We start from the raw sequence: 19,425 nt of genomic DNA on the forward strand, positions 1-19,425 counted from the left end.
GGCTCGTCACGCGCGCTGCTGGAGCGTCGCGTCGACCACCAGCACCGTCACGTTGTCCGACCCCCCGGCCGCGAGCGCGGCTCCGACCAGCCGGTCGGCGGCGGCCTGCGGGTCGGCCTCGGCCTTGAGCTCCGCCTCGATCCGGCTGTCCGGGAGCTCGTCGGTCAGGCCGTCCGAGCACACGAGCATCCGGTCCCCCGGGCTCACGGGGAGCCAGAACACGTCGGGATCCACCGTCTCCGAGCCGCCGCCCAACGCCCGCGTCACCACGTTGCGCCGGGGGTAGCGCGCCGCATCCTGGGGCGGCACGACGCCGCTCGCCACCAGCTCGGCGATCTCCGAGTGGTCTTGCGTCACCTGCTCGAGCACGCCGCCCGCCATGCGGTAGGTGCGCGAGTCGCCGACGTTGAGGACCAACCAGCACGGGGTGCCGTCGTGCTCGCTGAGCACCACGCCGCTGGCGGTGGTCCCCGGCCTGCGCAGCTCGTCGCTCGCGGGCAGGGCCCGCAGGCGCGCGTGCGCCGCGCGCAGGACGGCCCGGGCGCGGGCGACGTCCGGGACGCCCCGGGACAGGGCCTGCAGCGTCTCCACGGCGGTCCGGCTGGCGACGTCGCCCGACTCGTGGCCACCCATGCCGTCGGCGACGACGTACACCCCGTCGGCGGCGAGCACCGCGTCCTCGTTGTGGGCACGCTGCGCGCGGTCCGTGGCCACGCCCACGTCGATGTGCACCGATGCCGCCCTCACCGAGGGCGTGGTCCGCTGGGTCATCGGGGTCCTTCGCTGGCCGGATGCACTCCTGGCTCCTCGGGCGTCCGCCGGCATGGTCAGCGGCGTTCGACCTTGGCGCTGCGCTGACCGAACCGGATGGTCCAGCCTGCACCGACCAGCGCGCGCGTGCCCGCCGGGAGCGTCGCGGCCACGCCGTCCGGGTCGACGAGCACCGTCCCGTTGACCGAGGCACGGTCGACCACCCAGAGCTCGTCGCCCGCGGGGGTCAGGCCGAACGCGAGGTGGACCTTGGAGACCGAACGCTGCGGGTCGTCGATCACGACCACGTGGACGATGCCCATCTCGCCCTCCGGGCTGCGGCCCACGAGGCCGTCGCCGGTGACGTCGATGCGCTGACCCGTGTCGAACGTCAGCCGCAGCACGCCCGCGCGGTCCGTCGGTACGCTCTCGCGCATCCGCGTGTACTCGAGCTCGCCCAGGTCCTGCGTGCGCGGGACGGGCGGGACAGCCGTGGAGGGCTGCCCGGGGTAACCGGTGATCAGCGGGGCGGGCGCGGGCGGTTGGTCTTGCGCGCGGGCGGGCGGCTCCTGCGCGCGCGCGGCTGCGGCGCGGGTCTCGTCCAGCACCGGCGAGTCGTCGGTGTGTGCCTCCGCCGCGGCGAGTCGCTCGAGGTACGCCGACGCGACGGGACCGCCGCGGGGACGGGCAGGGGCGGTCGCCTGCTGCTTGGGCTGGTCGGGCTGCTCGCGCTCGGCCACGCTTGCCGGTCGGACCGCCTGCGACGGTTCCCCGGCCGGCGGGAGCGCGGTGGCCGCGGGCTGGGGCGATCCGCCCGCGTGAGCCGGCGAGCCGACATCCTCGGCCGCAGGCTCGGCTTCCGCATCCGCATTCGCGAGCGCGAACCGCGCGACGGGCGGGGCGGTCGCGGGCGCGAGCGGGGGCATGGGCGGCACCACGGGGAGCGGGCGGGACGCGGCGGGGCTCGGCTGTGCGGGCGGTGACCCCACGGCCCGCTCGACGGCCTGGTTCCACGCTCCCGTGCCACCGGGCCGGCGCGGCTTGAGCGCGGAGGCACGCAGCACCAGCGTGCGGGCCGCCTTGTCGTGCCACCCGCGCTGGGCGGGCCCGTCGTCCCAGGCGCCCGACGCGACGACGACGAGCTGGCCGACCCCGCACGCCAGGGAGCCGGCCGCGACCACGAGCTGGCGCACCAGGATCGCGAGCAGCCCCGCGGGGCGGCCGTCGTCCACGGCGACCGTGCGGTACCCGAGCACGGCACCGCCCACGGTGGCACCCGTGAACGACTCGGCGACCCACTGCCCGATCCCGACCAGCACGGCGAGCAGCGCGGGGATCAGGACGGCGTACCCGGGGTGACCGAGCGCGGCGACGATGCCCAGGCCGAGCCCGTAGGCGGCGCCCACGACGAACCCGTCGACCAGGAACGCGAGCACGCGCCCGCCGATGGGCGCGACGGTGCCCGGCGTCACGGCGACGCCGATCCCGCCGAACGTGGAGCTGCTCACCTGACCCCCAGCCTCGGTCCGCGACCGCAACGGCCGCGCGGCACATCGTGCCAGATCCCGGCGTCAGGATGCGCGGTGCACCAGCAGGTCGGCGAACGACACCAGGGCTTCCTTGACCGGCCCCTCGGGCAGCGGCGCGAGCTCGTCGACGGCGGCCCGGGTCTGCTCGACCGACAGCGCGCGGGTCTTCTCGACCACGGGGTGCACCGCGAGCGCGGCGACCGCCCGCTCGAGGGCCGCGTCGCCGGAGAGGTCGGCGTCCAGCATGGCCACCAGTGCCCGGTCGTCGTCCGTGCCGTCGGGCCCGGCCGCCCGGGCACGGAGCAGGAGCGCGGGCATGGTGGGCACGCCCTCGCGCAGGTCGGTGCCCGGCGTCTTGCCGGTCACGGAACCGTCCGACGTGAGGTCGATGACGTCGTCGGCCAGCTGGAACGCGGTGCCGATCCGCTCGCCGAACGCGGTGACGGTCGCGACCACCTGCGGCGGGCAGCCGGCGAACATCGCCCCCAGCCGCGCGGACGTCGCGATGAGCGAGCCCGTCTTGTCCGCGAGCACCTGCAGGTAGTGCTCGACCGGGTCCTCGTCGGGCCGCGGGCCGACCGTTTCGTGCAGCTGCCCGAGGCACAGCCGCTCGAACGTGGCCGACTGGATGCGCACGGCCTCGGGGCCGAGGCCGGCCACCGTGGACGAGGCGCGGGCGAACAGCAGGTCGCCGGTGAGGATCGCGACGGAGTTGCCCCAGACCTCGTGGGCGGAGGGCGCCCCGCGGCGCACCGGCGCGGAGTCCATGACGTCGTCGTGGTAGAGCGTGGCCAGGTGCGTCAGCTCGACGACGACCGCCGCGTCGAGCACCTCGCGGCGCGCGCCGTCGCCGAGCTCGGCCGTGAGCAGCGTGAGCAGCGGCCGCAGCCGCTTGCCCCCGGCGTTCACCAGGTGCCGCGAGGCGGTGTCGGCCAGGGCGTCGGCGTGCGCGACGGCGTCACGCAGCCGCTCCTCCACCAGGGCCAGGCGGGCGGTGAGCCGATCCGCGAGTTCCGGGTCGGCCAGCGGGATGCCCGTCGTCGAAGTCACGGGACGAACCTATCTTGAGCCGGGGTGCTCGTCCGACCTCACGGCAGGAAGGTCGACATGTGCGCGATGGCGTCGAGCACCGGGGTGGGGAACACACCGAGCAGCACGGTCACGAGCACGCAGAAGCCGATCGACACCGTGGCCCACCCCTCGGTGCCCACCACGGTGGTGGTCAGCGCCGGGGCCCTCTCGGCGACGAGGGTCGCCACGGCGGGCGTGGCACCACCCTCGAGCACCACGTCGGCCTGCGTCGACGGCTCGAGCGGCTCCCCCGCCGCAGGCTCCGTGGGAGCGTCCGAGAAGAACATCAGCACGACGATGCGCACGTAGAAGAACGCGGCACCTGCCGAGGCCAGCACACCGAGCAGCGCGAGCGGCCACGCTCCGCCGTCGACCGCCGCGGAGAACACCCCGAACTTCCCGACGAATCCTGCCGTCAGCGGGATCCCGGCGAACGAGAGCAGGAACAGCGCGAACGATCCGGCGAGCCACGGGTGCCGCCGGCCGAGGCCGGCCCACTGCGACAGGTGCGTGGCCTCGCCGACGACGACGCCGTCCGCGTCACGCTCCCGCACCAGCCAGACGACGCCGAAGGCACCGATCGTCGCCGCGCCGTAGACCAGCAGGTAGAACAGCACGGCCGAGACGCCGCCGGGGGTCAGCGCGACCACGCCTGTGAGGATGAATCCCGCGTGCGCCACGGAGGAGTAGGCCAGCAGGCGCTTCATGTCCGTCTGCACCATGGCGATGACCGTGCCGACCACCATCGTGAGGATGGTGACGGTCCACATCACCACGTCGAGGTCCCACTTCAGGCCCGGGATGACCGTGTAGACGACGCGCAGCAGCGCGCCGAACGCGGCGACCTTGGTGCACGCGGCCATGAACCCGGTGATGGGCGTCGGGGCGCCCTGGTACACGTCCGGGGTCCACGCGTGGAAGGGCACCGCGCCGATCTTGAACAGCAGCCCGACCAGGAGCATCACGGCGCCGACGAGCAGGAGGGAGTCGGTGCCCGTCGGGTTGGCCGTCGTCGACGCGATCGTGGCGTAGCTCAGGGAGCCCGAGTAGCCGTACACGAGCGCGATGCCGAAGAGCATGAGCGCCGAGGCGAACGCGCCGAGCAGGAAGTACTTCATCGCCGCCTCCTGCGACAGCAGGCGACGGCGGCGTGCCATGCCCGTGAGCAGGTACAGCGGGAGCGAGAGCACCTCGAGCGCGACGAACAGCGTGAGCAGGTCCGCCGTGGCGGGGAAGATCAGCATGCCGCCCGTCGCGAACAGCAGCAGCGGGTAGACCTCGGTCTGCTGCAGACCGAGGCGGCGCGCGGCCTCCTCGTAGTCCGAGCCCGGCACCGAGGCGGCCGAAGGGGCGAACGCGTCCTCGCCGGTGCTCGTGCGGTCGGCGACGACGAGCAGCGCGACGATCGCGAGCAGCGCGATCGTGCCCTGCAGCACCAGGGTGGGCCCGTCGACCACCAGCGCGGTGCCGAGCACGTGCACGCCGCCCGAGGACTTGACCCCGCTCCACAGCGCGGCGACCGCGATCAGCGCGCCCGCGAGCGCGGCGAGGGAGAAGCTGAGCTGCACGGTGCGCCGCAGCCGCGCCGGGACGAACGCCTCGAGCAGCACACCGATGGCGGCCGCACCCAGGACGATGAGCACCGGGCTCAGGTGGGCCCAGTCGACGTGCGGGGCCGTGAACGTGCTCACGGGGTGCTCCCTTCAGCGGCGCTGGCGGGCACGTCGGTGACGCCCACCTGCTCGAGGGTGACGGAGGCGGGCGGCCGGACCAGGTCCAGCGCGGGGCCGGGCACGAAGCCGAGCACGAGCATCGCCGCGATCAGCGGGCCGACGGCCCACCGCTCGCGCGTGCGCAGGTCCGGCATCGTCTCGAGACCGTCCCGCACCGGGCCGGTGAAGATCCGCTGGTAGGTCCACAGCACGTAGACGGCCGCGAGCACCACACCCAGTGAGGCCACGATCGCCGCCGCCGGGTGCCGCGCGAACGTGCCGACCAGCACCAGGAACTCCGAGACGAACGTCGACAGGCCCGGCAGCGACAGAGCGGACAGGCCCGCCACCAGGAACGTGCCCGCCATGACGGGGACCACCCTCTGCAGCCCGCCGAAGTCCGCGATGTCCTGCGAGCCGCGCCGCGCCACCAGGAAGCCCGCGATGAGGAACAGGGCGCCGGTGGAGAGGCCGTGGTTGACCATGTAGAAGGACGAGCCCGCCACCGAGGTCGACGTGAAGGCGAAGATGCCCAGCACGATGAAGCCGAAGTGCGACACCGAGGTGTACGCGATCAGCCGCATGAGGTCCTTCTGGCCGATCGCCAGGAGCGCGCCGTAGATGATCGAGACGATCGCCAGCACGATCACGAACGGTGCCGCCCAGCGCGAGGCGGCTGGGAACAGCGGGAGGCACAGCGTGAGCATCCCGAAGGTGCCGACCTTGTCCAGCACGCCCACCAGGAGCACCGACGTGCCGGGGGTCGCGTTCTGCGCCGCGTCGGGCAGCCAGGTGTGCACCGGGAACATGGGCGCCTTGATCGCAAACGCCAGGAAGAAGCCCGCGAACAGCCACTTCTCGAGCGTCGGGTCGATCGTCAGCGCCGTGAGGTTGTCGGTGAGGAAGCCCTGCTTGCCGCCCGGGCCCTGCAGGTAGAGCGCGATGACGGCCACCAGCATGATGAGGCCGCCGGTCAGCGAGTAGATGAGGAACTTGATCGCCGCGTACCGCCGCTGCGCACCGCCGAAGGCGCCGATCATGAAGTAGACCGGGATGAGCATGGCCTCGAACAGGACGTAGAAGAAGAACACGTCCCGCGCGGAGAAGACCGCGACGATGAAGGCCTCGAGCACCAGGGCGAGCGCGAGGAAGTGCCGCAGCCGGTCGCTCGGCGCGCCCGTCGAGCCCTGCTCGCGCCAGGCGGCGAGCACCACCAGCGGGACCAGGACGACGGACATGAGCAGGAGCGCAAGGCCCACGCCGTCCACGCCCACCGCGTAGGACACCCCGAGCGACGGGATCCACTGGTGGGTCTCGGCGAGCTGCTGCGCACCGGCGTCCCCGGTGTCGAACGCGAGCAGCGCGCCCGCGCCGAGGGCGACCTCGGCGAGCGTGAAGGCCAGCGCGACGGTGCGCGTGTGGCGTCGGGCTCCGGCGGGCAGCAGCCACAGCACCGCAGCGCCCACCAGGGGCAGCACGATGAGGGCAGTCAGCCAGGGGAAGTCGGAGGACATCGTGTTGTGCGCTCCTCAGCTCTGGATGACCAGGACGGTGGCGACGAGGACGACCAGACCGAGGAGCATGGTCGCGGCGTAGGAACGCACGTAACCGGTCTGGGTCTTGCGGAGCAGCTGGCCGAGGCCGACCGTCGTCTGGCCGACGCCCACGGTGGCGCCGTCCACGACGGTCTTGTCGACGTAGACCAGCGAGCGGGTCAGGTGCTGACCGGGCTCGACGAGCAGCGCGTCGTTGACCGCGTCCTGGTAGAGGTCGACGCGGGCCGCACGGGTGAGCGCGGTGCCGACGGGCGGGATCACCGGGACCGTCGAGATGGCGTACCGGCGCCACGCGAGGACCGCCCCCACGACCACCAGCACGAGCGTCAGCGCCACGAGCACGCCCGGGGCCAGCACGGGCTCCCCGTGCTCGTGCTCCCCCGTGACCGGCGCGAGCCAGTCGACGAACCGGTTGCCGAGACCGAGTACCAGCCCCAGGCCGGCCGAGCCGATCGCCAGGATGATCATCGGCCAGGTCATGAGCGCCGGGGCCTCGTGCGGGTGCTGCTGGCTGCCGTCGGTCCTGGTCGACCAGCGGCGCTCGCCCTCGAACGTCATGAAGAACAGGCGCGACATGTAGAACGCGGTGATGCCGGCGCCCAGCAGCGCGACGCTGCCGAACAGCCAGGCCCGCCACGTGTGGCCGTCCGTGGGGATGAACGCGGCCTCGATGATCTTGTCCTTCGACCAGAACCCGGAGAACGGCGGGACGCCGAGGATCGCCAGCCAGCCGAGGCCGAAGGTGACGTACGTGATCTTCATGTACCGGGCCAGGCCGCCGAAGCGGCGCATGTCCACCTGGTCGTCCATCCCGTGCATCACCGAGCCGGCACCCAGGAACATCCCGGCCTTGAAGAAGCCGTGGGTCACCAGGTGGAAGATCGCGAACGCGTAGCCCACGGGCCCCAGCCCGGCGGCGAGGACCATGTAGCCGATCTGGGACATCGTCGAGGCGGCGAGCGCCTTCTTGATGTCGTCCTTCGCGCAGCCGACGATCGCACCGAACAGCAGCGTGATGGCTCCGACGACGACCACGACGAGCTGCGCGGTCGGCGCCGCGTCGAACACCGGGGCCGACCGGACGATGAGGTAGACGCCGGCGGTCACCATGGTCGCGGCGTGGATCAGCGCGGACACCGGGGTCGGGCCCGCCATCGCGTCACCGAGCCAGGACTGCAGCGGGAACTGCGCCGACTTGCCGCACGCGGCCAGCAGCAGCATGAGCCCGATGCCCGTGAGCGTCGCCTCGCTCACGCCGGACATGTTCGCGCCGAGCACCGTGGTGAAGTCGACGCCGCCGAAGGTCGCGAACATGAGCCCGAGCGCCACGATGAGCCCGATGTCGCCGATGCGGTTCGCGACGAAAGCCTTCTTGGCCGCGACCGCGTACGGCGTGCGATGGTTCCAGAAGCCGATGAGCAGGTACGACGCCAGGCCGACACCCTCCCAGCCGACGAACATCAGCAGGTAGCTGTCGGCCAGCACGAGAACGAGCATCGCGGCCACGAACAGGTTCAGGTAGGCGAAGAACCGGCGGCGGTCGCGGTCGTGGTCCATGTAGGCGACCGAGTAGACGTGGATGAGCGTGCCGACGAACGTCACGAGCAGCACGAACGTCATCGACAGCGGGTCCAGCCGCATGCCTGCGCTCAGGTGGAAGGCGCCGGCATCGATCCAGTCGCCGACGCGCACGTCCAGCACGCGGTTGCTCGCGTCCCGGTCGAGCATCGCCAGGAAGGTCAGCAGCCCGACGACGAACGCGGCCGCCGAGGCGAGCACGCCGAGCCAGTGCCCCCACCTGTCGGAGCGGCGGCCCAGGAGCAGCAGCAGCGCGGCCGAGCCGAGGGGGAGCCCGACGAGCAGCGGCGCGACGGCGTAGATCCCGGCGCTCACGGGCTCGGCGGCCGCCGGGCCGATGTCGGCGAAGGGCGCGCTCGTCGCCCAGGACGTCAGGGTGTTCACGGTCCGCCCCTCAGCTCTTCAGCAGGTTCACGTCGTCGACCGAGGCCGAGCGTCGGGTTCGGTAGATGGACACGATGATCGCGAGGCCCACGACGACCTCGGCCGCGGCGACGACCATGACGAAGAACGCCAGCACCTGGCCGTCCAGCTGGCCGTGCAGGCGCGAGAACGTCACGAGCAGCAGGTTGGTCGCGTTGAGCATGAGCTCGACGCCCATGAACACGATGATCGCGTTGCGTCGCAGCAGCACGGTCGCCGCGCCGATCGAGAAGAGAATCGCTGCGAGCACGAGGTAGTTGTCGAGGCTCACTTGGTCTCCCCCTCGAGGTCGACGCCCGCGACGGCGTCGGCGATGTCGGGCGCGTTGACGGCCTGTCCGGCGGGGTCGGCCGCGGGCGGCGGGTTCTCGTCGGGCTTCGCGGCCCGGCCCGCCAGCACACGGTCGATGCGCGCCGCGTACTCGGCGGCATCCGCCTCCTGCCCCCGCACGCGCAGCACGCGCGGCACGGACGACTCGAGCGGGTTGCCGTACGGGTCGAGCGCGGGCACGTCCATCGCGTTGTGCCGCGCGTACACGCCGGGGGCGGGCAGCGGCGCGAGGTGGTGACCACCCTCGACGCGCAGGTCGGCGAGCTCGCGCTGGCCGCGCTTGGGGCCCAGGCGCCGGCGGTGCGTGAGCACCAGGGCACCGAGGGCGGCCGTGACCAGCAGCGCGCCCACCACCTCCATGGCAAAGACGTGGTCGGCGAAGATGACCTCCGCGACGCCCTCGGGGTTCGAGCGCGCGTTCGCCTCCTCCAGGCCCACCGACTCCGGGTACAGCGCGGTGCCCAGGACGCCGGCCAGCACCGCGACCAGCCCGAGCGCCGCGATCCAGCCCGCCCAGCGCTGCCCGCGGATGGTCTCGACCAGCGAGTCGGACGAGCCGACGCCCACCAGCATGAGCACGAACAGGAACAGCATCATGATCGCGCCGGTGTAGACGACCACCTGGACCACGCCCAGGAACACGGCTCCCTGCGCCACGTACATGAACGCGAGCGAGATCATCACGACGATCAGCGAGAGCGCCGCGTGCACCGCCTTGCGGGCGAAGAGCAGCCCGAGCGCAGCCAGCACCATCACGGGCGCCAGCACCCAAAACAGCGCCTCCTCGGCGCCGGACGTCTGCCCGCCCTCCGCGAGCACGGCCGGCACGGCCGCCACGAGCGCGCTCATCGGGTGCCCTGCTTGTTGGCGGCCGCGACCAGGCGGGCCATCTCGGCTGCGGTCGCGCCCGCCTCGGCCAGCCGCTCGTTCGCGGCGTCGATGCCGTCGCCCTCGGGCAGCGTCGGGTCGTCGGGACGGTGCTCGCGCACCCAGGCGCGCTGGGCGTCGGTGGCTCCGGTGACCTCGCCGCGGTAGTACTCCGTGTCCGTCGTCCCCTCGACCATCGGGTGCGGGGCGGCGAGCATGCCCGAGCGCAGCGGCGCCAGCAGGTCCTGCTTCTCCCAGATCATCCCGGCGCGCGTGGGGCCCGCGAGCTCGTACTCGTTGGTCATGGTCAGCGCGCGGGTGGGGCACGCCTCGATGCAGAGCCCGCAGAAGATGCAGCGCAGGTAGTTGATCTGGTAGACCGCGCCGAACCGCTCGCCGGGCGAGCGCTGGTTGTCGGGAGTGTTGTCCGCACCCTCGACGTAGATCGCGTCCGCCGGGCAGGCCCACGCGCACAGCTCGCACCCGATGCACTTCTCCAGGCCGTCGGCGTACCGGTTGAGCTGGTGGCGGCCGTGGTAGCGCGGCTTGGCAGGCACCTTCTCCGAGGGGTACTCCTCGGTGACGGTCGGCCGGAACATGTTGGACAGCGTCACGCCGAACCCGCCGACGGGAGCGAGCAGGCCGCGCAGGCCGCCCGCCGGCTTCATGAGCGGCTCGTAGCTGGCGGGTGCGCCGACGTCGGCCGCGGCCGAGCGCGGCTGGACGGCCGCGGACGACTGCGCTGGTGCCGGCTTCCCTGCCGGGCGGGCGACCTGCCGGCCCGTCGGGCGGGCCACCTGCCCGCCGGCGGGGGCGGGCTTCTTGCGCGGCTCAGCCACCGTGCACCTCCGGGTCGGTCTCGGGAGTTCCAGCGGTCGGGACGGGCTCGGACGACGAGCCGACGAGTGCCGCGGCCGCACGGCGCTGGGCGCGCGGCGAGGGCGGCAGCACCTGGCCCGGCAGCGGCGGCACGGGGTACCCGCCGGCGTACGGGTCGAAGACCTGGGGCCCGGTCGGCGCCGCGGCGACAGGCTTCTTCTTCTCCGGGATCAGCAGGCTGATCACCACCAGGACGCCGAGTACGGCGGCGGCGGCGAACAGCGCCGAGCGGTCGAGGTGCCAGAACGTGCGCAGCCCCTGCACCACCGCGACGAGCACCACCCAGACCAGCGCGGCGGGGATGAGCCGCTTCCAGCCGATGTTCATGAACTGGTCGTACCGGAACCGCAGCACCGAGCCGCGCACCCAGACGAAGAAGAACATCACGGCCCAGAGCTTGACGAGGAACCACAGCACGGGCCACCAGCCCTCGTTGAACATCCCGTCGTTGATCTGCGAGATGCCGAACGGAGCGTGCCAGCCGCCCAGGAACAGCGTGGTGGCGACGGCCGAGACGTTGAGCATGTTGATGTACTCGGCCAGGAAGAACCAGGCGAACTTCATGGACGAGTACTCGGTCATGTACCCGGACACCAGCTCGCCCTCGGCCTCGGGGAGGTCGAACGGGAGCCGGTTGGTCTCGCCCACCATCGACACGACGTAGATCACGAAGGCCGGGAGGAGCGGCAGCACCCACCAGATGGTGTTCTGCGACTCCACGATCTGCGAGGTCGACATCGACCCCGCCAGGAGGAACACGCTGACGAGCGACAGGCCCATGGCGAGCTCGTAGGAGATGACCTGGGCCGTCGACCGCACGGAGCCGAGCAGGGGGTACGTGGAGTTGGACGCCCAGCCACCCAGCACGATCCCGTACACGCCCACCGAGGCGCAGGCCAGGATGTACAGGACGGCCACCGGGAAGTCCGTGAGCTGCAGCGGCGTCTCGTGCCCGAACATGCTCACCGACGGGCCGAGCGGGATGACCGCGAACGTCAGGAGCGAGCAGAACACCGCGATCATCGGCGCGACGACGTAGACGACCTTGTCCGCCGCCGTGACGGTCATGTCCTCCTTGAACAGCAGCTTCATGGCGTCCGCGAGGGACTGCAGCAGGCCGAACGGGCCGTGCACGTTCGGGCCCGGCCGCACCTGCATGCGGGCCACGACCTTGCGCTCGAACCAGATGGCGAACAGCACGCTGGTCAGCAGGAACGCGATGATGGCGACCGCCTTGATGACCCACAGCCACCAGGTGTCGTTGCTGAAGTCGGCCGTGACGGGTGCGATGGCAGCCGTGAGCATCACACCACCTCCCTGTTCCCCGCGGCGATGCGGACGACGTCGCCCGAGTCGGCGTGCAGCGTGTCGCGGACGGCGCTGCCCGCGGCATTGGTGGGCAGCCAGACCACGTGCTCCGGCATGTCCGTGACGGCCACCGGGAGCGTGATCGTGCCCGCGTCGGTGCTCACGGCCAGCGATCCCCCGTCCGCCACGCCCACGGCGGCCGCGGTGGCGGCCGAGATCCGCGCGGTGGCGACCTTCGCGGTACCCGCGAGGTGCGGCTCGCCCGACTGCAGGCGACCGGCGTCGAGCAGCTGGTGCCAGGTGGCCAGCACCGCGGTGCCCGGGGCCACCGCGGCGGGCTCGGCGCCCGCCACCCGCGGCGCCTCGGCACGCGCACCGTCCCAGCCGCCGATCTGGTCGAGCTCGGCGTGCACCTCCGCGAGGCTGCCCAGCCCGAGGACGACACCCAGCTCGTCCGCGAGGCGGTCGAGCACGCGGTGGTCGGGCAGCGCGTGGGAGACGAGCGCCTGCGGGAACGGTCGGGGACGGCCCTCCCACGTGACGAACGTGCCGCCGCGCTCCACGGGCGGCGCGACCGGCAGGACGACGTCCGCCCGGTCGGTGACCTCGGACGCACGCACCTCGAGCGAGACGAGGAAGCCCACGCGGTCCAGCGCGTCGCGCGCGAGCGCCGGGTCGGGCAGGTCCGCGGGCTCCAGGCCGCCGACGAGCAGCCCGCCCAGGCTCCCGTCGCGCGCGCCGGCGATGATCGCGGACGCGTTGCGACCGGGCGCCGCGGGGAGCGAGTCCACGTCCCAGGCCGCGGCGAGGTCGACGCGCGCCGCGCCGTCCGCGACGGTGCGACCGCCCGGCAGCAGCGAGGGCAGCAGGCCGGCCTCGACGGCACCCCGCTCCCCGGCGCGGCGCGGCACCCACGCCAGCCGTGCTCCGGTGCGCTCCGCGAGCGCGAGCACGGCGGTGAAGCCGCCGGGGACGGCGGCCAGGCGCTCGCCCACCAGGATCACCGCACCGTCCGCGGCGAGCAGGTCTGCCGCCTCGCCCAGCTGGTCCTGGGCGCCGCCGACGATGCCGTCGAGCACCTCGGCCTCGGTGCCGGGCGCGGCCGCGACCAGCGTGCCGGAGAGCCGCTCGAGCCCGCGCGTCGCCAGCGCCGCCACCGACACCACGCGGGTGCGGTGGTGCACCACGGCCTGGCGGAGCCGCAGGAACAGGATCCCGGCCTCCTCCTCGGGCTCCAGCCCGACGAGCAGCACGGCGGGGGCCCGGTCCAGGTCCGCGAACGTCACCTGGAGGGTGCGGCCCGCGACGTGGTGCGCCAGGAAGGCCTCCTCCTCGTCGGAGTGCGGGCGCGCCCGGCCGTCGACGTCGTTGGTGCCCAGCGCCACGCGCGCGAACTTGCCGTACGCGTACGCGTCCTCGAGCGTGAGCCGTCCGCCGGGCAGCACGCCCACGGCACCGGCCGCACGCAGCCCGGCCGCTGCGGCACCCAGCGCCTCGACCCAGCTGGCGGGGACCAGCTCGCCGCGCGAACCGTCGTCGTTCCGAGAGCGGACCAGCGGGGTGGTGATGCGGTCGGGCGCGGACTGCCACGTGAACGCGAAGCGGTCCTTGTCGCTGATCCACTCCTGGTTGACCGCCGGGTCGTCGCCCGCGAGGCGGCGCAGCACCACGCCGCGGCGGTGGTCGATGCGGATCGCGGAGCCGTTGGAGTCGTGCTCCGCGACCGAGGGCGTGGACACCAGGTCGAAGGGCCGCGAGCGGAACCGGTAGGCCGCGCTGGTGAGCGCCCCCACCGGGCAGATCTGCACGGTGTTGCCCGAGAAGTACGAGGCGAACGGCTTGCCGCTGGTGTCCAGGGTCGCCGCGCCCGCGGGCACGTCGCCCACGAACCCCAGCACGTCCGTGTCGAACCGGCCGATCTGCTGCTGCGCGCCGCGCTTCTGCAGGTCGATGAACACGTCTCCCGCGATCTCCTCGGAGAACCGGGTGCACCGCTGGCACAGCACGCACCGCTCGCGGTCCAGAAGGATCTGCGTCGAGACGGCGATCGGCTTGGGGAACGTGCGCTTGACGTCGACGAACCGCGTGGTGGCTCGGCCGTTGCTCATCGCCTGGTTCTGCAGGGGGCACTCGCCGCCCTTGTCGCAGACCGGGCAGTCGAGCGGGTGGTTGATGAGCAGCAGCTCCATGACGCCGTGCTGCGCCTTGTCGGCCTCGGGCGAGGTGTGCTGCGTCTTGACCTGCATCCCGGGGGTAGCCTCGAGCGTGCAGGAGGCCTGCGGCTTGGGCATCTTGGCGAGCTTGCCGTCGCGCCCGGGCGCCCACACCTCGACGAGGCACTGGCGGCAGGCGCCGGCGGGCGCGAGCAGCGGGTGGTCGCAGAAGCGCGGGATCTGGATGCCCAGCTCCTCGGCGGCACGGATCACGAGCGTGCCCTTGGGCGCCGACGTCTCGATGCCGTCGATGGAGAAGCTCACCAGCTCGGCGTCGCTCGCCGCGACCGGTGCGGGCGCGGCGGGGACCAGCGGCGTGGTCGGTCCGGCGGACGTGATCGTCATGCGTGCACCCCCACGAGGGCCGCGGACCTGCGCGGCGTGTAGTCGAACAGTGCGCTGGCCTGCGGCGGGAACAGCGCGTCGGCGGGGGTGTGGCAGCCCGCCTCGAACTCCTCCCGGAAGTACTGCACGGCGCTCGTGATGGGGCTCGTGGCGCCGTCGCCCAGGGCGCAGAAGGCGCGGCCGAGGATGTTGTCGCACAGGTCGAGCAGCAGGTCGATGTCGGCCGGCGTGCCCTGACCGCGCTCGAGGCGCTGCAGCACCTGCGCGAGCCAGAACGTCCCCTCGCGGCACGGCGTGCACTTGCCGCACGACTCGTGCTTGTAGAACTCGGTCCACCGCGTCACGGCGCGCACCACCGACGTCGTCTCGTCGAAGATCTGCAGCGCACGGGTGCCCAGCATCGAGCCCGCGGCTCCCACGGACTCGTAGTCGAGCGGGACGTCGAGGTGCTCGGCGGTGAAGATGGGGGTCGACGAACCGCCCGGCGTCCAGAACTTCAGTGCGCGGCCGCCGCGCATGCCGCCCGCCATCTCGAGCAGCTCGCGCAGCGTGATGCCGAGCGGCGCCTCGTACTGGCCGGGGTTGGTCACGTGGCCTGAGAGGCTGAACAGGCCGTGGCCAGTGGACCGCTCGGTGCCCATCTGCTTGAACCAGTCGGCGCCGCCGACCACGATCCCGGGCACGGACGCGATGGACTCGACGTTGTTCACCACGGTCGGGCGCGCGTACAGGCCGGCGACGGCAGGGAACGGCGGCTTGAGCCGCGGCTGGCCGCGGAGGCCCTCGAGCGAGTCGAGCAGCGCGGTCTCCTCCCCGCAGATGTAGGCGCCCGCCCCGGCGTGCACGGTGATCTCGAGGTCGTAGCCGGAACCCAGGATGTCCGAGCCGACGTAGCCGGCCGCACGGGCCTCCTCGACCGCGCGCAGCAGGCGACGGTAGACGTGCAGCACCTCGCCGCGCACGTAGATGAAGGCGTGATGGCAGCCGATGGCGTAGGACGTGATGATGACGCCCTCGATGAGGTGCTGCGGGCTGGCCATCATGAGCGGGATGTCCTTGCACGTGCCCGGCTCGGACTCGTCCGCGTTGACCACGAGGTAGCGCGGCCCGCCGTCGGGCGCGGGCAGGAAGCCCCACTTCATGCCCGTCGGGAACCCCGCCCCACCGCGGCCGCGCAGCCCGGAGTCCTTGACCATGGTGACGACGTCCGCCGCCTGCATGCTCAACGCGCGCCGCAGCCCGCGGTAGCCGCCGTTGGCCTCGTACGTCTCCAGGGCCCACGAGCGGTCCGCGTCCCAGTGGGCGCTCAGCACGGGTGCCAGCGTGGTGGCCATCAGGACTCCTTCGCCTCGTCGGAAGCCTGCTTCTTCTGCTGCGCGGCGGGCGAGCTGTCGGCCGCCGTCGTCGCGGGGCGTTCGGCGCTCGACTGCTCCGCACCCACCTTCGGCTGGTGCGAGCCGCCCACCGGGGCGCTTTCCGCGGAGCTGTCGCCGTCGACCGGGAACGCGGGGGCCTGCCAGCCCTTGTCGCGAGCGAGCACCGTGCCGGCCACCGTCGGGCCGCCCGCGCCCACGCCCTCGTCGGCGCGGCCGTCGTCGAAGCCCGCCAGCACGCGGGACATCTGCTTGAACGAGCACACCGAGGCGGCGCCGCGGGTGGGCGCGACCTGCTCCCCCGCGCGCAGCGCGTCGGTCAGCGCGGCGGCGGACTCCGGCGTCTGGTTGTCGAAGAACTCCCAGTTCACCATCACCACGGGCGCGTAGTCGCAGGCGGCGTTGCACTCGACGCGCTCGAGCGTGATCGCTCCGTCGTCGGTCGTCTCGTCGTGCCCGACGCCGAGATGGTCGGACAGGTGCTCCCAGATGGCGTCGCCGCCCATCACGGCGCAGAGCGTGTTGATGCACACGCCCACGGTGTACTCGCCGTTGGGGTGGCGCTTGTACTGCGTGTAGAACGTCGCCACCGCCGACACCTCGGCCGTGGTCAGGCCCAGAGTCGACGCGCAGAACGCGATGCCGCGCGGGCTGACGTAGCCGTCCTCGGACTGCACCAGGTGGAGCATCGGCAGCAGTGCCGAGCGCTCCTGGGGGTAACGGGCGATGATCGTGGCCGCGTCCGCCCCGAGACGCGCGTGCGTCGCCTCGTCGTACGCGGTGCGGTGGGTCTGGCCGGGCGTGCGGCCTGCCTCGACGGACATCAGCGGTCCACCCCTCCCAGCACCGGGTCGAGCGAGGCGACGGCGACGACGACGTCGGCCACCTGCCCGCCCTCGCACATGATCGACGTGGCCTGCAGGTTGTTGAACGACGGGTCCCGGAAGTGGGCGCGGTAGGGGCGCGTGCCGCCGTCGGACACCAGGTGCACGCCCAGCTCGCCGCGCGGGTGCTCGACGGTCTGGAACACCTGGCCCGCGGGCACCCGGAAGCCCTCGGTCACCAGCTTGAAGTGGTGGATGAGCGACTCCATCGAGGTGCCCATGATCTCGCGGATGTGGTCGAGCGAGTTGCCCATGCCGTCGGTGCCGATGGCCAGCTGCGCGGGCCACGCGATCTTCTTATCCTCGACCATCACGGGGCCGGCGTGCTTCTCCAGACGGTCCAGCGCCTGCTCGACGATGCGGATGGACTGGTGGATCTCCTCCATGCGCAGCACCACGCGCGCCCACGAGTCGGCGTCCGTGGCGGTCGGGACGTCGAAGTCGTACGTCTCGTAGCCGCAGTACGGCTCGGCCTTGCGCACGTCGTAGGGCAGGCCCGCGCTGCGCAGCACGGGCCCCGTCACGCCGAGCCCCATGCAGCCCGCGAGGCCGAGGTAGCCGACTCCCTTGAGGCGCAGGTGCAGGATCGGGTTGGCCAGCATGAGCTCCTCGAGCTGGGCCAGGTAGTGCTTGACGTTGACCAGCGCGTCCCGGGTGGCCTCGACGGCACCCGGGGGAACGTCCTGTGCAACGCCGCCCGGGCGGATGTACGCGTGGTTCATGCGCAGCCCGGAGATGAGCTCGAAGATCCGCAGGATCTCCTCGCGCGCCGTGAAGCCGACGGTCATGATCGTCGTCGCGCCCAGCTCGTTGCCGCCCGTGGCGAGGCAGACCAGGTGGGACGTGATGCGGTTGAGCTCCATCATCAGGACGCGGATGACGGACGCCCGCTCGGGGATGTCGTCCGTGATGCCCAGCAGCTTCTCCACCGCGAGGCAGTACGCGGCCTCCTGGAACAGCGGCGCCACGTAGTCCATGCGGGTGCAGAACGTGACGCCCTGCGTCCAGGTGCGGAACTCCATGTTCTTCTCGATGCCGGTGTGCAGGTAGCCGATGCCCGCCCGGGCCTCGGTCACCGTCTCGCCGTCGATCTCGAGCATGAGGCGCAGCACGCCGTGCGTGGAGGGGTGCTGCGGGCCCATGTTGACGACGATGCGCTCCTCGCCGAGCCTGGCGGCCTCCTCGGCGATCTGCGACCAGTCGCCGCCGGACGCCTCGAACATCGGCAGGTCGGCGTCGTCGACGATCCGGGCCGTCGAGTGCGTGGTGCTCATGAGTAGGACCTCCGCTGGTCCGCGGGCGGGATGGTGGCGCCCTTGTACTCGACGGGGATGCCGCCGAGGGGGTAGTCCTTGCGCTGCGGGTGGCCGGGCCAGTCGTCGGGCATCTCGATGCGCGCCAGGCCGGGGTGCCCGTCGAAGATCAGGCCGAAGAAGTCGAAGACCTCGCGCTCGTGCCAGTCGTTGGCCGGATACACGCTCGTGGTCGACGGGATGTGCGGGTCGTCGTCCGGGGCCGCGACCTCGAGCCGCAGCCGCCGGCCGTGCGTGACCGAGACCAGCTGATAGACGGCGTGCAGCTCGCGCCCGTGCTCGTGCGGGTAGTGCACGCCGCTGACGCCCAGGCTGAGCTCGAAGCGCAGGTCCTGGTCGTCACGCAGGGCCTGCGCCACCTCCACCAGGTGGGCGCGCGAGACGTGCAGCGTGAGCTCGTTCCGGTCGACCACCACGTACTCGACCGCGCGTGCGTAGCCGGTGCCCGACTCGTCGAGCACCTCCGTCAGGATGTCGACCACCTCGTCGAACCAGCCGCCGTACGGGCGCTCGGACGGGCCGGGCAGCGCGATCGTGGTGACCAGGCCGCCGTAGCCCGAGGTGTCGCCCGTGTCGTGCACGCCGAACAGTCCGCGCCGCACGTCGACCACCTCGAACGCGGTGCGGCCCGTGTGCTGCGAGCCGGCCTCGAGGGCCGCCTTGCTCGTGTCCTGCGCGTCCGTGGTCGCGTCGCCCGGCTTCACGGCGGACGCGGCGTCGACCTTCTCCTCGCTCATCGCAGCAGCCCCGTCATGTGCGACGTCGGCGTCGCGGCGAGCGCGGCCGCCTCGGCCGCGGCCGCCGCCTCCTGGCGGTTGACGCCGAGCGGCTCGTTCTGGATCTGCTCGTGCAGCGTCAGGATCGCGTTGATGAGCATCTCGGGCCGCGGCGGGCACCCGGGCAGGTAGATGTCCACGGGGACGATGTGGTCGACGCCCTGGACGATCGCGTAGTTGTTGAACATGCCGCCGCTGCTCGCGCAGACGCCCATGGAGAGCACCCACTTGGGCTCGCTCATCTGGTCGTACACCTGCCGGACCACCGGCGCCATCTTCTGGCTCACGCGGCCGGCCACGATCATGAGGTCCGCCTGGCGGGGCGAGGCACGGAACACCTCCATGCCGAACCGGGACAGGTCGTAGCGCGGCGCGCCCGCGGCCATCATCTCGATGGCACAGCAGGCCAGGCCGAACGTCACGGGCCACAGCGAGCCCTTGCGGAAGTAGCCGACCAGGTCCTCGATCGTCGTCAGCAGGAAGCCCGACGGTGCCTCTTCGATGCCCATCCTCAGGCC

At 72.4% G+C, this 19,425-nt stretch carries 16 protein-coding genes; all 16 read right to left on the bottom strand.

Annotated features, from left to right (window positions below; all coding sequences use genetic code 11):
• Nucleotides 1–6: 6 nt before the first annotated feature.
• Nucleotides 7–771, bottom strand: coding sequence for a PP2C family protein-serine/threonine phosphatase (locus QRT05_RS12745; RefSeq protein ID WP_289447639.1), 765 nt, complete (start codon nucleotides 769–771; stop codon nucleotides 7–9).
• Between the two features lie 56 nt (nucleotides 772–827).
• Nucleotides 828–2,258, bottom strand: a complete 1,431-nt coding sequence (locus QRT05_RS12750) for an RDD family protein (protein WP_289447640.1) — start codon at nucleotides 2,256–2,258, stop codon at nucleotides 828–830.
• A gap of 63 nt (nucleotides 2,259–2,321) precedes the next feature.
• Entirely contained in the window at nucleotides 2,322–3,329 is a 1,008-nt protein-coding gene (locus tag QRT05_RS12755) for a polyprenyl synthetase family protein (RefSeq protein WP_289447641.1), read from the bottom strand.
• A gap of 38 nt (nucleotides 3,330–3,367) precedes the next feature.
• The gene (nuoN, locus tag QRT05_RS12760) at nucleotides 3,368–5,041 is read right to left on the bottom strand and encodes an NADH-quinone oxidoreductase subunit NuoN (protein ID WP_289447642.1); all 1,674 of its coding nucleotides are present in this window, start codon (nucleotides 5,039–5,041) and stop codon (nucleotides 3,368–3,370) included.
• Nucleotides 5,038–6,576, bottom strand: coding sequence for an NADH-quinone oxidoreductase subunit M (locus tag QRT05_RS12765; RefSeq protein WP_289447643.1), 1,539 nt, complete (start codon nucleotides 6,574–6,576; stop codon nucleotides 5,038–5,040). The genes nuoN and QRT05_RS12765 overlap by 4 nt, the downstream gene beginning before the upstream one ends.
• A 15-nt stretch (nucleotides 6,577–6,591) precedes the next feature.
• Nucleotides 6,592–8,580, bottom strand: coding sequence for an NADH-quinone oxidoreductase subunit L (gene nuoL, locus QRT05_RS12770; RefSeq protein WP_407650343.1), 1,989 nt, complete (start codon nucleotides 8,578–8,580; stop codon nucleotides 6,592–6,594).
• A 10-nt stretch (nucleotides 8,581–8,590) separates the two neighbouring features.
• Nucleotides 8,591–8,890 carry an NADH-quinone oxidoreductase subunit NuoK gene (nuoK, locus tag QRT05_RS12775; RefSeq protein WP_289447645.1) on the bottom strand — a complete coding sequence of 100 codons (300 nt, stop codon included), beginning with the start codon at nucleotides 8,888–8,890 and terminating at the stop codon, nucleotides 8,591–8,593.
• On the bottom strand, nucleotides 8,887–9,798 hold the full coding sequence (locus tag QRT05_RS12780) for an NADH-quinone oxidoreductase subunit J (RefSeq protein ID WP_289447646.1): 912 nt from the start codon (nucleotides 9,796–9,798) through the stop codon (nucleotides 8,887–8,889). Before QRT05_RS12780 ends, nuoK begins: the two co-directional genes overlap by 4 nt.
• The gene (gene nuoI / locus QRT05_RS12785; RefSeq protein WP_407650344.1) at nucleotides 9,795–10,655 is read right to left on the bottom strand and encodes an NADH-quinone oxidoreductase subunit NuoI; all 861 of its coding nucleotides are present in this window, start codon (nucleotides 10,653–10,655) and stop codon (nucleotides 9,795–9,797) included. Before nuoI ends, QRT05_RS12780 begins: the two co-directional genes overlap by 4 nt.
• Nucleotides 10,648–12,000: an NADH-quinone oxidoreductase subunit NuoH gene (gene nuoH, locus QRT05_RS12790; protein ID WP_289447647.1), complete on the bottom strand. Its 1,353-nt coding sequence runs from the start codon at nucleotides 11,998–12,000 to the stop codon at nucleotides 10,648–10,650. The genes nuoI and nuoH overlap by 8 nt, the downstream gene beginning before the upstream one ends.
• Entirely contained in the window at nucleotides 12,000–14,561 is a 2,562-nt protein-coding gene (locus QRT05_RS12795; protein ID WP_289447648.1) for an NADH-quinone oxidoreductase subunit G, read from the bottom strand. The genes nuoH and QRT05_RS12795 overlap by 1 nt, the downstream gene beginning before the upstream one ends.
• The gene (gene nuoF / locus QRT05_RS12800) at nucleotides 14,558–15,895 is read right to left on the bottom strand and encodes an NADH-quinone oxidoreductase subunit NuoF (RefSeq protein ID WP_289447649.1); all 1,338 of its coding nucleotides are present in this window, start codon (nucleotides 15,893–15,895) and stop codon (nucleotides 14,558–14,560) included. The genes QRT05_RS12795 and nuoF overlap by 4 nt, the downstream gene beginning before the upstream one ends.
• Complete coding sequence (gene nuoE / locus QRT05_RS12805) at nucleotides 15,895–16,758, bottom strand: NADH-quinone oxidoreductase subunit NuoE (protein WP_289447650.1); 864 nt, start codon at nucleotides 16,756–16,758, stop codon at nucleotides 15,895–15,897. Before nuoE ends, nuoF begins: the two co-directional genes overlap by 1 nt.
• Nucleotides 16,758–18,092: an NADH-quinone oxidoreductase subunit D gene (locus QRT05_RS12810; RefSeq protein ID WP_289447651.1), complete on the bottom strand. Its 1,335-nt coding sequence runs from the start codon at nucleotides 18,090–18,092 to the stop codon at nucleotides 16,758–16,760. The genes nuoE and QRT05_RS12810 overlap by 1 nt, the downstream gene beginning before the upstream one ends.
• Complete coding sequence (locus QRT05_RS12815; RefSeq protein WP_289447652.1) at nucleotides 18,089–18,868, bottom strand: NADH-quinone oxidoreductase subunit C; 780 nt, start codon at nucleotides 18,866–18,868, stop codon at nucleotides 18,089–18,091. Before QRT05_RS12815 ends, QRT05_RS12810 begins: the two co-directional genes overlap by 4 nt.
• Nucleotides 18,865–19,416, bottom strand: a complete 552-nt coding sequence (locus QRT05_RS12820) for a NuoB/complex I 20 kDa subunit family protein (RefSeq protein WP_289447653.1) — start codon at nucleotides 19,414–19,416, stop codon at nucleotides 18,865–18,867. The genes QRT05_RS12815 and QRT05_RS12820 overlap by 4 nt, the downstream gene beginning before the upstream one ends.
• Nucleotides 19,417–19,425: the final 9 nt, after the last annotated feature.

Origin of the sequence: Cellulomonas edaphi, from assembly GCF_030362815.1 — a bacterium.
GTDB classification, from domain to species: Bacteria; Actinomycetota; Actinomycetes; order Actinomycetales; family Cellulomonadaceae; genus Cellulomonas; species Cellulomonas edaphi.

Coding starts and splice junctions, on each gene's coding strand:
- QRT05_RS12780 (WP_289447646.1), bottom strand. CDS start 9,798: ATGAGCGCGCTCGTGGCGGCCGTGCCGGCCGTGCTCGCGGAGGGCGGG.
- nuoE (WP_289447650.1), bottom strand. CDS start 16,758: ATGTCCGTCGAGGCAGGCCGCACGCCCGGCCAGACCCACCGCACCGCG.
- QRT05_RS12820 (WP_289447653.1), bottom strand. CDS start 19,416: ATGGGCATCGAAGAGGCACCGTCGGGCTTCCTGCTGACGACGATCGAG.
- QRT05_RS12745 (WP_289447639.1), bottom strand. CDS start 771: ATGACCCAGCGGACCACGCCCTCGGTGAGGGCGGCATCGGTGCACATC.
- nuoH (WP_289447647.1), bottom strand. CDS start 12,000: ATGCTCACGGCTGCCATCGCACCCGTCACGGCCGACTTCAGCAACGAC.
- QRT05_RS12795 (WP_289447648.1), bottom strand. CDS start 14,561: ATGACGATCACGTCCGCCGGACCGACCACGCCGCTGGTCCCCGCCGCG.
- QRT05_RS12810 (WP_289447651.1), bottom strand. CDS start 18,092: ATGAGCACCACGCACTCGACGGCCCGGATCGTCGACGACGCCGACCTG.
- QRT05_RS12765 (WP_289447643.1), bottom strand. CDS start 6,576: ATGTCCTCCGACTTCCCCTGGCTGACTGCCCTCATCGTGCTGCCCCTG.
- nuoF (WP_289447649.1), bottom strand. CDS start 15,895: ATGGCCACCACGCTGGCACCCGTGCTGAGCGCCCACTGGGACGCGGAC.
- QRT05_RS12815 (WP_289447652.1), bottom strand. CDS start 18,868: ATGAGCGAGGAGAAGGTCGACGCCGCGTCCGCCGTGAAGCCGGGCGAC.